Here is a 14748-nt window from a genome sequence, read left to right as displayed (position 1 = left end):
AATCATTCGTGCTTGATTTTTATGAACCCGAGTGTGATGCTGGTCGCATGGCCGAACTTCAGACGTTCATCGATGACTTGCGGGCCGAAGGCGAGAGCCTCGACGCCCTGGTTGCGGATCTGCCCGAGGAGAAGTGGGCGACAATGACGCCGGCGGAAGGGTGGAGCGTCGCGCATCAGATCGGGCACCTGCACTGGACGGACAGTGCTGCGATCCTGGCGATCACCGACCCGGACGGGTTTGCGGAGCAGTTGAAGGCGGCGTTCGTGAATCCGGCGGGATTTGTCGACGACGGTGCTGCCGAGCAGGCGGCCCGCCCGCCGGCGGAGTTGCTCGCCGATTGGCGAGCGGGGCGCACCGCTCTCGTCGAGGCTCTCACCGCCGCCCCGTCCGGTACCAAGTTTCCTTGGTACGGCCCGCCCATGGGCGGAGTGTCCATGGCAACTGCGCGATTGATGGAGACGTGGGCGCACGGGCAGGACGTTGCCGACGCGCTCGGCGTCGAGCGAGCCCCGACGGCGCGCATCAAGAACATCGCTCATCTGGGTGTCCGCACGCGGAACTTTGCGTACTCGGTCAACGAGAAGACGCCGCCCGCCGACGATTTCCGGGTTGAGTTGACGGCGCCGGACGGTTCGCTCTGGACCTGGGGGCCGGAAGATGCACCGCAGAAGGTGACCGGGCCGGCGTTGGACTTCTGCCTGCTGGTCACCCAGCGTGCCAATCGCGCCGATCTCGATCTGGTCGCCGTTGGCGCCGACGCAGACGAGTGGTTGGGGTTCGCGCAGGCATTTGCCGGACCCAGCGGCGAGGGACGAGCCGCACGAGAAGCGAAGGTGGGCAAATGAGTTCGGTACGGATCGGTAACTGCTCCGGTTTCTACGGCGACCGCGTCTCGGCGATGCGCGAGATGCTCGAGGGCGGCGAACTCGACTACCTGACCGGCGACTACCTTGCCGAACTGACGATGTTGATCCTCGGACGGGACCGGATGAAGGACCCGTCGCTCGGCTACGCGAAGACGTTCCTGCGACAGGTGGAAGACACCCTCGGACTTGCGCTCGACAAGGGCGTGAAGATCGTCGCGAATGCCGGCGGTCTCAACCCGGCTGGACTGGCCGAGGCGCTGCGCGAGGTCAACACCAGGCTGGGGTTGAACGCGAAGATCGCCCACGTCGAGGGCGACGATCTGGTCTCTCGGGCAGACGAACTCGGACTCGGCTCCCCGCTGACGGCCAACGCGTACCTCGGCGCCTGGGGCATCGTCGAAGCATTGTCAGCCGACGCCGATGTCGTGGTCACCGGACGTGTCACCGACGCTTCGGTGATCGTCGGTCCCGCCGCTCACCATTTCGGTTGGAAGCGAGATGATTTCGATCAGCTGGCCGGTGCTGTCGCGGCGGGCCACGTCATCGAGTGCGGAACCCAGGCCACCGGCGGCAACTACGCGTTCTTCACCGAGATTCCGAATCTGGGCCGTCCGGGCTTCCCGATCGCCGAGATCAACGCGGACGGATCTTCGGTCATCACCAAGCATGCCGGTACGGACGGCGAGGTGAGCGTCGGCACCGTGACGGCGCAGCTGCTGTACGAGATCACGGGTGGACGCTACGCAGGCCCGGACGTGACCACCCGCATCGACAACGCGGTGCTCACCCAGGAAGGCCCGGATCGGGTGCTGATCAGCGGAGTCACGGGCGAGGCTCCGCCGCCGCAGTACAAGGTCTCACTCAACACGCTGGCCGGGTTCCGCAACGAGGCCACTTTCATTCTCACCGGTCTCGACATCGAGGCCAAGGCCGATCTGGCGAAGACTCAACTCGAATCCTGGCTGACGAAGAAGCCCGCCGAACTGGTCTGGACTCTCGCTCGCACGGATCACCCGGATTCCGACACCGAGGAAACCGCGAGTGCGTTACTGCGCTGCGTGGTTCGCGATTCCGATCCCAAGGTGATCGGTCGTCCCTTCTCTGCGGTTGCGGTGGAAATGGCGCTTGCCAGTTACCCAGGCTTCTCGCTGACCGCGCCGCCGAGCAACGGACAACCGTACGGAGTGTTCACCCCCGGCTACGTCGACGCCGGATCGGTGCCTCACGTGGCCGTACTGCCCGACGGCACTCGCGTGGACATCGCTCCGTCGACGCTGACGCAGGACCTCGAAGCCGTCGACGAACCTGAGCGTCCGGAGCCGTTGCCGCCACAGTCTTCGCTTTCGGTGCCACTCGGCACGATCGCCGGTGCCCGTAGTGGCGACAAGGGTGGAAATGCCAACGTCGGCGTCTGGGTTCGCACGGACGATCAGTGGAAGTGGTTGGCGCACAATCTGACCGTCGAGATGCTCAAGGAACTGCTACCGGAAGCAGCAGACCTGAACGTCACTCGCTACCAGCTTCCGCACCTTCGTGCCGTCAACTTCGTGATCGAGGGAATCCTCGGTCAGGGTGTTGCCTCGCAGGCGCGGTTCGATCCGCAGGCCAAGGGAATTGGTGAATGGCTGCGTTCGCGCCACATCGACATCCCGATTTCGCTACTCCCCGTAACTGACGAGAAAGAGGATTCACGGTGACCGTGTGGACCACACCGGAAAGGCTTGCGCTTCGCGAGACCGTACGCGGATTCGTGAACCAGGAGATTCTGCCGCATCTGACGCAGTGGGAGCGCGACGGTGAGATTCCGCGCGAATTGCACCGCAAGGCAGGCGCTCTCGGGCTGCTCGGCGCCAGTGCTCCCGAATCGGCGGGCGGTGAGGGCGGCGACGCCGTCGACTCCATCGTGATCTGTGAGGAGATGCATCAGGCAGGTGCGTCGGGCGGGCTGTTCGCATCGCTCTTCACCTGCGGCATCGCGGTGCCGCACCTGATTGCAGCGGGCGACGAGGCGCAGATCGAGAAGTGGGTCAAGCCGACCCTGCGCGGCGACAAGATCGGCTCGCTCGCCATCACCGAGCCTGGCGGAGGCAGCGACGTCGGGCATCTGACAACCACAGCCAAGCGCGACGGCGATCATTACGTCGTGAACGGCGCCAAGACGTTCATCACCTCCGGCGTTCGAGCCGACTTCGTCGTTACCGCAGTGCGCACCGGTGGCCCCGGCGCGGGTGGTGTCTCACTGCTCGTGATCGAGAAGGGCACACCGGGATTCACCGTCTCACGCAAACTCGAGAAGATGGGCTGGCGTGCATCCGATACCGCGGAACTGTCCTTTGTCGATGCCCGGGTTCCGGTGGAGAATCTGGTCGGCGCAGAGAACAGCGGCTTCGCGCAGATCGCCCAGGCATTTGTTTCCGAACGTGTCGCGCTCGCCGCGCAGGCGTATGCCAGTGCAGAACGTTGCCTGGAGCTGACCCTCGAATGGTGCCGCGCCCGCGAAACTTTCGGTCGCCCCCTGATCAGCCGGCAGGCCGTGCAGAACACCGTCACCGAGATGGCCCGCAAGATCGACGTCGCCAAGGTGTACACCCACTCGGTGATCGAGCGGTACATGGCCGGTGACGGCGACCTGATCGCCGAGGTGTGCTTCGCGAAGAACACGGCAGTCGAGACGGGCGAATGGGTTGCGAACCAAGCCGTTCAGCTGTTCGGCGGCCTCGGATACATGCAGGAAAGTGAAGTGGAGAGGCAATACCGGGACATGCGAATTCTGGGAATCGGTGGCGGAACCACCGAAATCCTCACCGGCCTCGCGGCCAAGCGATTGGGGTATCAGTCATGAGTGTCATCCGGTCAACGCTGGACACCAATTCCGAGGTGTATCAGACCGCAACATCGACCATGAACACCAAGCTCGCCGAGATCGAGGTCGAGCACGCCAAGGCGCTTGCCGGTGGCGGCGAGAAGTACACCGAGCGGCACCACAAGCGGGGAAAGCTTCTGGCGCGCGAGCGGATCGAACTCCTGCTCGATCAGGATTCGCCGTTCCTCGAGCTGTGTCCCCTCGCTGCGTGGGGGAGTGACTTCCCGGTCGGCGCCAGCACCGTGGTCGGTATCGGCGTTGTCGAAGGTGTCGAATGCCTGATCGTCGCCAACGATCCCACCGTGCGCGGCGGCACCAGCAATCCGTGGACGCTGCGTAAGGGATTCCGCGCCAACGACATCGCCATGCAAAATCGCCTCCCGGTGATCTCGCTGGTCGAGTCCGGCGGTGCAGACCTGCCGACGCAGAAGGAGGTGTTCATCCCGGGCGGGCGTATGTTCCGTGACCTCACACAGCTTTCCGCAGCCGGTATCCCCACCATTGCACTGGTCTTCGGTAACTCGACTGCCGGCGGCGCGTACATCCCGGGCATGTCCGACCACGTCGTGATGATCAAGGAACGCTCCAAGGTGTTCCTCGCAGGCCCGCCGCTGGTCAAGATGGCCACCGGTGAGGAATCAGATGACGAGGCACTCGGCGGCGCCGAAATGCACGCTCGCAAGTCCGGGTTGGCTGACTACTTCGCAGCCGACGAGCAGGACGCGATCCGCATCGGTCGCTCGATCGTCAAGCGACTCAACTGGACCAAGAAGGGGCCGGCGCCTCGCGCGGAGATCATCGAACCGCTCGAGGATCCGGAAGAGTTGCTCGGCATCGTTCCGGCCGACCTGAAGATTCCGTTCGATCCGCGTGAGGTCATCGCCCGTATCGTCGACGGTTCCGACTTCGACGAGTTCAAGCCGCTCTACGGTTCCTCCCTCGTGACCGGCTGGGCCGAACTCAACGGTTACCCGATCGGCATCCTGGCCAACGCACGTGGAGTTCTCTTCAGCGAAGAGTCCCAGAAGGCAACGCAGTTCATCCAGCTTGCCAACCGCTCCAACACGCCGTTGCTGTTCCTGCACAACACCACCGGCTACATGGTGGGTAAGGAGTACGAGGAGGGCGGCATGATCAAGCACGGATCGATGATGATCAATGCGGTTGCCAACTCCAAGGTTCCGCACATCTCGATCCTGCTCGGAGCGTCGTACGGCGCCGGTCACTACGGCATGTGCGGACGGGCATTCGATCCGAGATTCCTCTTTGCCTGGCCCAGTTCCAAGTCCGCCGTCATGGGCGGTGCGCAGCTCGCCGGCGTCATCTCCATCGTGGGACGCGCTGCTGCCGAGGCCCGCGGCCAGGTTTTCGACGAGCAGGCTGATGCCGGCATGCGCGCGATGATCGAGAACCAGATCGAGGCCGAGTCACTTCCGATGTTCCTGTCCGGGCGTCTGTACGACGACGGCGTCATCGATCCCCGAGACACCCGCACCGTGGTGGGAATGTGCCTGTCGGCCATTGCCACCGCCCCGATCGAAGGCACCGAGAACTTCGGCGTCTTCCGTATGTGAGGCACGCCGTGACAATCACTTCAGTACTGGTCGCCAATCGTGGCGAAATCGCCCGCCGTGTCTTTGCAACCTGCCGCAAGAACGGAATCGGCACGGTTGCGGTTTTTTCCGACGCGGATGCCGACAGCCCGCACGTCGCCGAAGCCGATGCTTCGGTTCGCCTGCCGGGTAACACGCCTGCCGAGACCTACCTGCGGGGTGAGCTCATCATCGCCGCCGCCAAGGCTTCAGGCGCCGACGCGATTCACCCCGGCTACGGATTCCTCTCCGAGAACGCGGAGTTCGCGCGCAGCGTCATCGACGCGGGGCTGACGTGGATCGGCCCGCCCGTCGAATCCATCGAGCTCATGGGGTCGAAGGTCGAGTCCAAGAAGATCATGGACGCCGCCGGAGTGCCGGTGCTTTCCGAACTCGATCCCATTGCGGTGACCGAAGCTCATCTGCCAGTGCTGATCAAGGCGTCGGCGGGCGGCGGCGGACGCGGAATGCGTGTCGTTCGTGAATTGTCAGCGCTGGAAGGCGAACTGGAAGCAGCGCGGCGTGAGGCGCAGTCCGCCTTCGGTGACCCGACTGTCTTCTGTGAGCGCTACCTCGAGACCGGTCGTCACATCGAGGTCCAGGTGATGGCCGACCGCCACGGCGGGGTGTGGGCGGTGGGGGAGCGCGAGTGCTCGATCCAGCGTCGGCATCAGAAGGTGGTCGAAGAGGCACCGTCGCCGCTCGTGCAACGCATCCCCGCCATGCGCGACAAGCTGTTCGACGCCTCGCGGCTCGCAGCCAACGCCATCGGCTACGAGGGTGCGGGAACCGTTGAATTCCTGGCAGACGAAAAGGGTGACTTCTTTTTTCTGGAGATGAACACTCGCCTGCAGGTGGAGCATCCCGTCACCGAGTGCACCACCGGACTCGATCTGGTGGAACTGCAATTGCAGGTCGCTTCAGGTGAAGTGCTTCCGGACGAGCAGCCGGAGATTCGCGGACATTCCATCGAGGTGCGCCTGTACGCCGAGGACCCCGCCAAGAACTGGCAACCGCAGAGCGGAACCGTTCACCACATCGAGTTGCCCGGTGACCCGCAAGAATTCAGTGTTCTGCGTGAGCAGGGCGTTCGCCTCGACTCCGGCGTCGTCGACGGCAGTGTTGTCGGCGTCCACTACGACCCGATGTTGGCCAAGGTCATCTCGTACGCGCCGACGCGGACCGCAGCTGCGCGGCTGCTCGCGTCGACGCTGGCGCGCACCAGGATTCACGGCCTGCGCACCAACCGCGATCTGCTCGTCAATGTCCTGGCTCACCCCGCCTTCATTGCCGGGGACACCGATACGGCGTTCTTCGAGACCCATGACCTCGAGAAGTTGTCAACGCCTCTGGCCGACACCGACGCCGAAAGGCTTTCGGCGCTGGCGGCGGCACTTGCCGATGCCGCGCACAACCGGGCGTCGGCGCGCGTCATCGGCCGCTTGCCCAGCGGGTGGCGCAACCTCCCGTCGCAGCCGCAGAGCAAGAGCTACTCCACTGCGTCGGGCGACTACGACGTCCGCTACTCCCTGAGCCGAAGCGGCGTGTTGAACGCAGAAGGCTTCGACGACGTGAGCCTGGTATCGGCAACTGCTGCACGGGTAGTGCTCGAGCAGGGCGGAGTACGGCGTTCGTTTGACGTGGCGGCATACGGGAGTGAGATTTTTGTCGACTCCTCGCTGGGGCCGGTCGCGTTGACGGCAGCACCGCGCTTCGTGGATCCGTCGGCGGAAGTCGCCGCCGGTTCGTTGCTCGCTCCGATGCCGGGATCGGTTATCCGCCTCGGTGCCGCACTCGGTGACACCGTCACTGCCGGCCAGCCGATTCTGTGGCTAGAGGCCATGAAGATGGAACACACCGTCACCGCGCCGACTGCCGGTGTCCTGGTAGAACTTCCGGTCGCCGTCGGTCAGCAGGTCGAGGTCGGATCGGTACTCGCACGTGTGGAAGAACCCGCTACAGAAGAGGAAGCATGATGAGTTTCATCGAAACCGAAGAGCAGAAGGAACTGCGGGCATCCGTTTCCAAACTGGGTGAGCGCTTCAACTACGTCGACTACGTGCTGCCCAAGGCGCGCAAGGGTGAGCCGCTCACCGAATTGTGGAACGAGGCGGGCAAACTCGGATTCCTGGGCGTCAACCTGCCGGAGGAATACGGCGGCGGCGGTGCCGGTATCTACGAACTCGCGCTGGTGCAGGAGGAATTGGCGGCGCAGGGTGCCGGTCTGCTCCTGGTTGTCGTATCCCCGGCCATCTGCGGCACCATCATCGGCAAGTACGGCACGGCGGAGCAGAAGCAGCAGTGGCTACCCAGCCTCGCCGACGGCTCCAAGATCATGGCGTTCGGAATCACCGAGGCCGACGCCGGTTCCAACTCTCATCAGATCACCACGACGGCACGCAGGGATGGCGACGACTGGATCCTGAGCGGCAACAAGATCTACATCTCGGGTGTCGATCAGGCTGACGCGGTCCTCATCGTCGCGCGCACCGAGGACTCCAAGACCGGCAAGCTCAAGCCCGCTCTGTTCATCGTCCCCACGGATTCTCCCGGATTCGTGAAGACGCAGATGGAGATGGACATCATCGAGCCGGACCACCAGTTCATCTTGTTCCTCGACGACGTCCGTTTGCCGGCCGACGCTCTGGTCGGTGAAGCCGATGCCGCCCTGATGCAGTTGTTCGCCGGCCTCAACCCCGAGCGCATCCTGGGTGCGTCGATGGCCATCGGTATGGGCCGTTACGCCCTGAACGCTGCGGTGAAGTTCGCCAACGAGCGCACGGTGTGGAAGACGCCGATCGGTGCGCACCAAGGTATTTCGCATCCACTCGCGCAGGTGAAGATCGAACTCGAGCTCGCCAAGCTGATGATGCAGAAGGCCGCGGTGCTCTACGACAGCGGCGACGATTTCGGTGCTGCCGAAGCCGCGAACATGGCAAAGTACGCCGCCGCCGAAGCCAGCATCAAGGCGCTCGATCAGGCGATCCAGACGCACGGCGGCGCAGGCCTGACGAAGGAATACGGGTTGGCCGCCATGCTCGGCGCGGCCCGTATCGCCCGCGTCGCGCCGGTGAGCCGCGAGATGATCCTCAACTTCGTCTCGCAGCACTCTCTCGGTCTGCCGCGGTCGTACTAAACGGTCCTACTGAAGAGGAGACTCATGACGGATCAGGACAAGCCATACGTACGGTACGAAGTATCGGGCGGTGCTGCCACGATCACTCTCGACTCACCCCACAACCGCAACGCGATTTCGACGCGGTTGGTCACGGAGTTACAAGCGGGGTTGACGTCAGCGGCCGCCGATCCGGCAGTTCGAGCGGTGGTGCTCACCCACACCGGTGGAACATTCTGTGCGGGAGCCGATCTCAGCGAGGCTTCCGGATCGTCCGCGTCACCGGAAGAGGCCGTCAAAGAACGAGGGCGGGGAATGCTGACGCTCTTGCGCAGCATTCTCGAGCTTCCCAAGCCGGTGATCGGGCGCATCGACGGTCACGTCCGAGCCGGGGGTATGGGTCTTGTCGGGGCGTGCGACATCGTCGTCGCCGGACCGGCGAGCACCTTCGCGGTGACGGAATCACGGTTGGGTTTGGCAGCGTCCATCATTTCGCTCACGGTCCTACCGAGGCTCGACCAGCGATCTGCGAGCCGATACCTGCTCACCGGAGAGAAGTTCGGCCAGCACGAGGCCGAATCCATCGGACTCGTCACCGCCGCGTCGCAGGACACGGGGGAGTCGATCACCGAACTGCTCGGCACCTTGCGCCAATGTTCACCGCAGGGACTTGCCGAATCGAAGTGGATCACGACGCGTTCGGTCCTGGCCGGATTCGACCGTGACGGCGAGGAGATGATCGCGCAGTCGGCCCGGCTGTTTTCCTCTGACGAGGCTCGTGAGGGCATGATGTCTTTCTTGCAGAAGCGTCCAGCAGCCTGGGCGCAGTAGAACTGCGCACTGGAACACAGCGGTAGAAAGGATGGCGGCGCGATGACTCGAGAACCCAAGCAGGACCGAAGTCGAGTCACGCGCTCCCACCTGCTCGAAGTGACTGTGGAGTGTCTCGCCGAACTCGGATGGAGCGCAACGACGATGAGCGTCGTCGCCCAGCGTGCCGGGGTGTCCCGCGGTGCGATGCAGCATCACTTCCCGACCCGCGAGGACCTCATCACCGCGGCGCTCGAGGTGATGTTCGACGCCAGGATGGATCAGGCACGAAAGGAATCGACCGACCTTCCGGTGGGTGCCGGACGAACCGAGGCGGTCATTTCGCGGTTGGTCGAGTACTACACCGGGACTCTGTTCAAAGCAGCACTGCAGGTGTGGACGGCCGCTGCCTCCGACCCCGACCTGCGGGCCCGCGTGTTGCCCCTCGAGGAACGGTTCGGGCGCATCGCGCACCGCATGGCCGTCGAGAGTCTGGGCGTCGACGACTCCGATCCGGTGACGCACCGTTTGGTACAGGCGACCCTGGACCTGGCCCGCGGGCTGGGGCTGGCAGATGTCTTGACCGACGACTCGCGGCGACGCACCGAGGTGGTCAAACAATGGGCGGCGCAATTGGATTCCACGCTGGTTCGGGTACCGGTCGCAACTCCCTGAATCGGTAGCGGCGTGGCGGCGACCGATAAGCGAGGTGCGCACGTGGCGTGTGTCGGGGGCCACCGAGAAGTACAGTCGGCTCCATGGCCGCACGCACCCTCACTTCGATCGGGACTTCGGTATTGGTCTCGGCTGCCGTGCTTTCGGCGGTGGTCGGCTGCAGCTCCGACGACGGGGCCGTCGATCAGCCGGGCGACGACGCCAGTTCGCCGGCACTCGCACCCACCGATCCCGGTCCGATGTTCGCCGAATGCGGCTCGGTGACCGACGAAGAAGTTGTCAATGCCTTCAACCTCGGCGCTTTTGCGACGACGACGCGCAACGGTGTCGGTTGCCAGTGGGAGGTCGCTGGTTCGAGCGGTCCGAGCGTCAGTTTCTCCTGGTACCGCGGTAGCCCGATCGGCCGCGAACGGGCCGGGTCCGACCTGCTCGGACGTCCCGCCGCCGACATCACGATCGGCGGTCATCAAGGCTTCATCGCGTCCACGGCAGGTTCGCTGTGCGAGTTGGGTATCGCGTTCGGCGGAGACTTCGTGCACTGGTCGATCACCTACGGTTTGCTGCCACCGACCGCGGATCCATGCACGGTGGCGCGGGATCTGATGGAAAAAACAGTTTCGAGGGCACAGTGAAGTTCGAGGGCGCCGTGAAGCGCGTACGGATCGGGCTCGCCCTGGCTGGATCGCTGGTTCTGCTGACAGGCTGCGGCTCGGTGGTCATCGGGACTCCCCGTGCGGAGGGCAGCTACGGCGGTAGTGACAGCCAGGAATTCGCCAACGTCCTCCAAGAATGCGAGGCCGTCACCGACGAGCAGATCGCCGGTGCCGTGGGTGCCGACGCCGTCGGGCGTGGGTTCTTCGGCGCTATCTGCCGTTGGGACGGCATCGGGGCCGCGGGTCCGATCAAGATCACCTTCAACTGGTTCGAGACGGGCACCCTCGATCACGAGCGCGCTGCATTCGAACATCTGGGATACGTGGTGGCGAAAATCGACATCAACGGCAGTGGCGGTTACGAGGTTCGCCAGCCGGCCGATCCGCAGAGTTGCGGCGTGAGCGCGAGCGCACCGGCCGGGGGAGTGTTCGGTTGGTGGGTCACCGAGCCGCAGGGCGGCGCGGATCCGTGCGAGGCTGCGGCAAAGCTCGGCGCGTTGACGTTGAACCGCAGCATCTGATCGTGACCGGTCCGGCTGCGTGGTCTGAGTTTGCAGCCAGAGTGTCTGGTCAGAGCGTGAGGTCACTATCACCGTGGCCTCGCTTTGACCTCGTGGCGCGCCGACAGGTATCGTTATGGGTCGTGTCCGGCATGCCCGGGCCGATCTGTGTGCCTAGCTAGGTATTGCCGTGCGCGCGTTCGAGCAGAAACTGCTGATGAACGAGCATCCGGCTGCCTGTGTGGGGGTATGCGACACGCCCGACCTCGGGGGCAGTGCGCGGCATGAAAGTGCTGAGTACAGACTCTGAGGTGGGTGAGGAGCAGCAGCTCTCTTGCTCCAACTGCTAGATCCCTAATTTCAGAACAGCCACGTTTTCGAACGGCCCGAGTTCGCTCGAGCAGTCTGTTCGTCACAAGAAAGCCGGTAAATGCCAACCATCAACCAGCTGGTCCGCAAGGGTCGCCGCGACAAGACCGCCAAGGTCAAGACGGCAGCCCTCAAGGGCAGCCCGCAGCGTCGTGGCGTGTGCACTCGCGTGTACACCACCACCCCCAAGAAGCCGAACTCCGCGCTCCGTAAGGTCGCACGTGTTCGCCTCACGACTTCGGTCGAGGTCACCGCGTACATCCCCGGTGAAGGTCACAACCTTCAGGAGCACTCCATGGTGCTCGTCCGTGGCGGTCGTGTGAAGGACCTCCCGGGTGTCCGTTACAAGATCATCCGCGGCTCCCTGGACACCCAGGGTGTCAAGGGTCGCAAGCAGGCACGCAGCCGCTACGGCGCCAAGAAGGAGAAGAGCTAATGCCACGTAAGGGCCCCGCTCCGAAGCGCCCGCTCATCAACGACCCGGTTTACGGTTCCCCGTTGGTGACGCAGCTCGTCAACAAGATCCTGCTGGACGGCAAGAAGTCCACCGCAGAGCGAATCGTGTACCAGGCTCTCGAGCAGGCACGCGAGAAGACCGGCACCGATCCGGTCGTCACTCTCAAGCGCGCCCTGGACAACGTCAAGCCTGCACTCGAGGTTCGTAGCCGCCGCGTCGGTGGCGCTACCTACCAGGTGCCGGTCGAGGTTCGTCCCGGTCGTTCCACCACGCTGGCACTGCGCTGGCTGGTCACCTTCTCGCGTGCACGTCGTGAGAAGACCATGGTCGAGCGTCTCGCCAACGAGCTCCTCGATGCCAGCAATGGCCTCGGTGCAGCTGTGAAGCGTCGCGAAGACACTCACAAGATGGCCGAAGCCAACAAGGCATTCGCCCACTACCGCTGGTGATGTAAAGCGTCGGAGCAACTGCCATCGGGTGGGGCTCCGACGCTTGTCGCCGTTGGCGACCTGATCATCTCGCCGGTTTCCGGACGCAGGTGGCCAGGTTCGCCTCGGCAGAGACATAATTGAAAGACCATGGCCTTGACGGTGGAACACACCGGATACGGCCGACACCCGAAAACCAAGCAACGAGCGGGGAAGAAACCTGTGGCACAGGAAGTGCTGACTGACCTGAACAAGGTCCGCAACATCGGCATCATGGCGCACATCGATGCCGGCAAGACCACCACCACCGAGCGCATCCTGTTCTACACCGGTGTCAATTACAAGATCGGTGAGACGCACGACGGTGCGTCGACGACGGACTGGATGGAGCAGGAGAAGGAACGCGGCATCACGATCACGTCTGCCGCCGTGACTTGCTTCTGGAACAACAACCAGATCAACATCATCGACACCCCCGGCCACGTCGACTTCACGGTCGAGGTGGAGCGGTCGCTGCGCGTGCTGGACGGCGCAGTTGCTGTCTTCGACGGTAAGGAAGGTGTCGAGCCGCAGTCCGAGCAGGTTTGGCGTCAGGCTGCCAAGTACGACGTTCCGCGCATCTGCTTCGTCAACAAGATGGACAAGATGGGCGCGGACTTCTACTTCACAGTCCAGACCATCATCGACCGTCTCGGCGCGAAGCCGCTCGTTCTCCAGCTGCCCATCGGCGCTGAGGACGACTTCGACGGCGTCGTCGACCTGGTCGAGATGCGTGCCATCACCTGGCGCGGCGTAGTTCCGACCGGTGCACTGCCGACCATCGAAGAGATCCCCGCGGACCTCGTCGAGAAGGCTGCAGAGTACCGCGAGAAGCTGCTCGAAACCGTTGCCGAGTCCGACGAAGCTCTCATGGAGAAGTACTTCGGCGGCGAAGAGCTCACGGTCGAGGAAATCAAGGGCGCCATCCGCAAGATGACGGTCGCTTCCGAGCTGTACCCGGTCATCTGTGGCTCCGCGTTCAAGAACAAGGGCGTTCAGCCCATGCTCGACGCAGTCATCGATTACCTGCCGAACCCGCTGGACATCGGCGAGGTCGTCGGCCACAAGCTCGGTGACGAAGAAGTAGAGATCACTCGCAAGCCGAGCAAGGAAGAGCCGTTCTCGGCTCTCGCCTTCAAGATCGCTGCTCACCCGTTCTTCGGCAAGCTGACCTTCGTCCGCGTGTACTCGGGTCGTATCGATCCGGGCGCTCAGGTGCTCAACGCAACCAAGGGCAAGAAGGAGCGCATCGGAAAGCTCTTCCAGATGCACGCCAACAAGGAGAACCCGGTAGACGAGGCCGTAGCCGGCCACATCTACGCAATGATCGGCCTCAAGGACACCACCACCGGTGACACCTTGTGCGATCAGGCGAGCCCCATCGTCCTCGAGTCGATGTCGTTCCCCGCGCCGGTCATCCAGGTCTCCATCGAGCCCAAGACCAAGTCCGACCAGGAAAAGCTGGGCGTCGCGATCCAGAAGCTCGCCGAAGAGGATCCGACCTTCTCGGTCGAACTCGACGAAGAGACCGGTCAGACCGTCATCGGCGGTATGGGCGAGCTCCACCTCGACATCCTCGTCGACCGCATGCGTCGCGAGTTCAAGGTCGAGGCGAACGTCGGTAAGCCGCAGGTTGCGTACCGCGAGACCATCACCAAGAAGGTCGAGAAGCACGACTACACCCACAAGAAGCAGACGGGTGGCTCGGGCCAGTTCGCAAAGGTCATCATCGCTCTGGAGCCTTTCGTGGGCGAAGACGGTGCTACCTACGAGTTCGAGAACAAAGTCTCCGGCGGACGTATCCCGCGCGAGTACATTCCCTCCGTGGATGCCGGCGCGCAGGACGCGATGCAGTACGGTGTTCTCGCCGGCTACCCGCTCGTGAACCTGAAGTTGTCGCTGCTCGATGGTGCTTACCACGACGTCGACTCCTCGGAAATGGCGTTCAAGGTTGCCGGTTCGCAGGCACTGAAGGAAGCCGCCCGCAAGGCCGGCCCCGTCATTCTCGAGCCGCTCATGGCTGTCGAGGTCACAACGCCCGAGGAGTACATGGGCGACGTGATCGGCGACCTCAACTCCCGCCGTGGCCAGATCCAGGCCATGGAGGAACGCAGTGGTGCCCGTGTCGTGAAGGCGCTGGTTCCGCTCTCGGAGATGTTCGGTTACATCGGTGACCTGCGGTCGAAGACCCAGGGCCGTGCGAACTTCTCCATGGTGTTCGATTCCTACGCAGAGGTTCCCGCGAACGTCTCGAAGGAAATCATCGCCAAGGCGACGGGCGAGTAAGCACAGCGAGCTCCCCAGCCCGCGCCGGCAAGTGACCTCGGTTGCTTCCGGCACGAAGCACGACCAAGTAACAACCAACCGCACTGCTGCAT

13 protein-coding genes are annotated in these 14748 nt (G+C 63.7%); all 13 read left to right on the top strand.

What is annotated here, in order from left to right; translation table 11 throughout:
• Nucleotides 1-47 precede the first annotated feature (47 nt).
• The 13 genes from QMA15_RS10140 (at nt 48) to fusA (ending at nt 14656) form a co-directional block, all read left to right on the top strand.
• Nucleotides 48-848 (top strand): TIGR03084 family metal-binding protein, encoded by an 801-nt coding sequence (locus QMA15_RS10140; protein WP_031331858.1) that lies wholly within the window; start codon nt 48-50, stop codon nt 846-848.
• A complete protein-coding gene (locus tag QMA15_RS10135; RefSeq protein WP_290284266.1) occupies nt 845-2566 on the top strand; it encodes an acyclic terpene utilization AtuA family protein in 1722 nt (573 codons plus the stop codon). The genes QMA15_RS10140 and QMA15_RS10135 overlap by 4 nt, the downstream gene beginning before the upstream one ends.
• Nucleotides 2563-3711, top strand: a complete 1149-nt coding sequence (locus tag QMA15_RS10130; protein WP_007728404.1) for an acyl-CoA dehydrogenase family protein — start codon at nt 2563-2565, stop codon at nt 3709-3711. Before QMA15_RS10135 ends, QMA15_RS10130 begins: the two co-directional genes overlap by 4 nt.
• Nucleotides 3708-5306, top strand: coding sequence for a carboxyl transferase domain-containing protein (locus QMA15_RS10125; protein WP_019744291.1), 1599 nt, complete (start codon nt 3708-3710; stop codon nt 5304-5306). Before QMA15_RS10130 ends, QMA15_RS10125 begins: the two co-directional genes overlap by 4 nt.
• A gap of 8 nt (nt 5307-5314) precedes the next feature.
• The gene (locus QMA15_RS10120; RefSeq protein WP_290284263.1) at nt 5315-7300 is read left to right on the top strand and encodes a biotin carboxylase N-terminal domain-containing protein; all 1986 of its coding nucleotides are present in this window, start codon (nt 5315-5317) and stop codon (nt 7298-7300) included.
• Complete coding sequence (locus QMA15_RS10115) at nt 7300-8460, top strand: acyl-CoA dehydrogenase family protein (RefSeq protein ID WP_029536739.1); 1161 nt, start codon at nt 7300-7302, stop codon at nt 8458-8460. The genes QMA15_RS10120 and QMA15_RS10115 overlap by 1 nt, the downstream gene beginning before the upstream one ends.
• A gap of 24 nt (nt 8461-8484) precedes the next feature.
• Nucleotides 8485-9270 (top strand): enoyl-CoA hydratase family protein, encoded by a 786-nt coding sequence (locus QMA15_RS10110; RefSeq protein ID WP_020906835.1) that lies wholly within the window; start codon nt 8485-8487, stop codon nt 9268-9270.
• 42 nt (nt 9271-9312) lie between these two features.
• Nucleotides 9313-9924: a TetR/AcrR family transcriptional regulator gene (locus QMA15_RS10105; protein ID WP_047889739.1), complete on the top strand. Its 612-nt coding sequence runs from the start codon at nt 9313-9315 to the stop codon at nt 9922-9924.
• Between the two features lie 83 nt (nt 9925-10007).
• Nucleotides 10008-10556, top strand: coding sequence for a DUF3558 domain-containing protein (locus QMA15_RS10100; RefSeq protein ID WP_070384958.1), 549 nt, complete (start codon nt 10008-10010; stop codon nt 10554-10556).
• The gene (locus QMA15_RS10095) at nt 10553-11098 is read left to right on the top strand and encodes a DUF3558 domain-containing protein (RefSeq protein WP_060939051.1); all 546 of its coding nucleotides are present in this window, start codon (nt 10553-10555) and stop codon (nt 11096-11098) included. The genes QMA15_RS10100 and QMA15_RS10095 overlap by 4 nt, the downstream gene beginning before the upstream one ends.
• Before the next feature lie 409 nt (nt 11099-11507).
• On the top strand, nt 11508-11882 hold the full coding sequence (rpsL, locus tag QMA15_RS10090; RefSeq protein ID WP_003941908.1) for a 30S ribosomal protein S12: 375 nt from the start codon (nt 11508-11510) through the stop codon (nt 11880-11882).
• Nucleotides 11882-12352, top strand: coding sequence for a 30S ribosomal protein S7 (gene rpsG, locus QMA15_RS10085; protein WP_003941856.1), 471 nt, complete (start codon nt 11882-11884; stop codon nt 12350-12352). Before rpsL ends, rpsG begins: the two co-directional genes overlap by 1 nt.
• Before the next feature lie 201 nt (nt 12353-12553).
• A complete protein-coding gene (fusA, locus tag QMA15_RS10080; protein WP_003942073.1) occupies nt 12554-14656 on the top strand; it encodes an elongation factor G in 2103 nt (700 codons plus the stop codon).
• The last annotated feature ends 92 nt before the right edge of the window (nt 14657-14748 follow it).

It is taken from the genome of Rhodococcus sp. APC 3903 (assembly GCF_030407755.1).
Lineage (GTDB): Bacteria > Actinomycetota > Actinomycetes > Mycobacteriales > Mycobacteriaceae > Rhodococcus_F > Rhodococcus_F erythropolis.
Note: the sequence above shows the minus strand (reverse complement) of the source record. Positions and strands in the feature narration are given on the sequence as shown.

Coding starts and splice junctions, on each gene's coding strand:
- QMA15_RS10140 (WP_031331858.1), top strand. CDS start 48: ATGGCCGAACTTCAGACGTTCATCGATGACTTGCGGGCCGAAGGCGAG.
- QMA15_RS10135 (WP_290284266.1), top strand. CDS start 845: ATGAGTTCGGTACGGATCGGTAACTGCTCCGGTTTCTACGGCGACCGC.
- QMA15_RS10125 (WP_019744291.1), top strand. CDS start 3,708: ATGAGTGTCATCCGGTCAACGCTGGACACCAATTCCGAGGTGTATCAG.
- QMA15_RS10115 (WP_029536739.1), top strand. CDS start 7,300: ATGAGTTTCATCGAAACCGAAGAGCAGAAGGAACTGCGGGCATCCGTT.
- QMA15_RS10110 (WP_020906835.1), top strand. CDS start 8,485: ATGACGGATCAGGACAAGCCATACGTACGGTACGAAGTATCGGGCGGT.
- QMA15_RS10105 (WP_047889739.1), top strand. CDS start 9,313: ATGACTCGAGAACCCAAGCAGGACCGAAGTCGAGTCACGCGCTCCCAC.
- QMA15_RS10100 (WP_070384958.1), top strand. CDS start 10,008: ATGGCCGCACGCACCCTCACTTCGATCGGGACTTCGGTATTGGTCTCG.
- rpsL (WP_003941908.1), top strand. CDS start 11,508: ATGCCAACCATCAACCAGCTGGTCCGCAAGGGTCGCCGCGACAAGACC.
- rpsG (WP_003941856.1), top strand. CDS start 11,882: ATGCCACGTAAGGGCCCCGCTCCGAAGCGCCCGCTCATCAACGACCCG.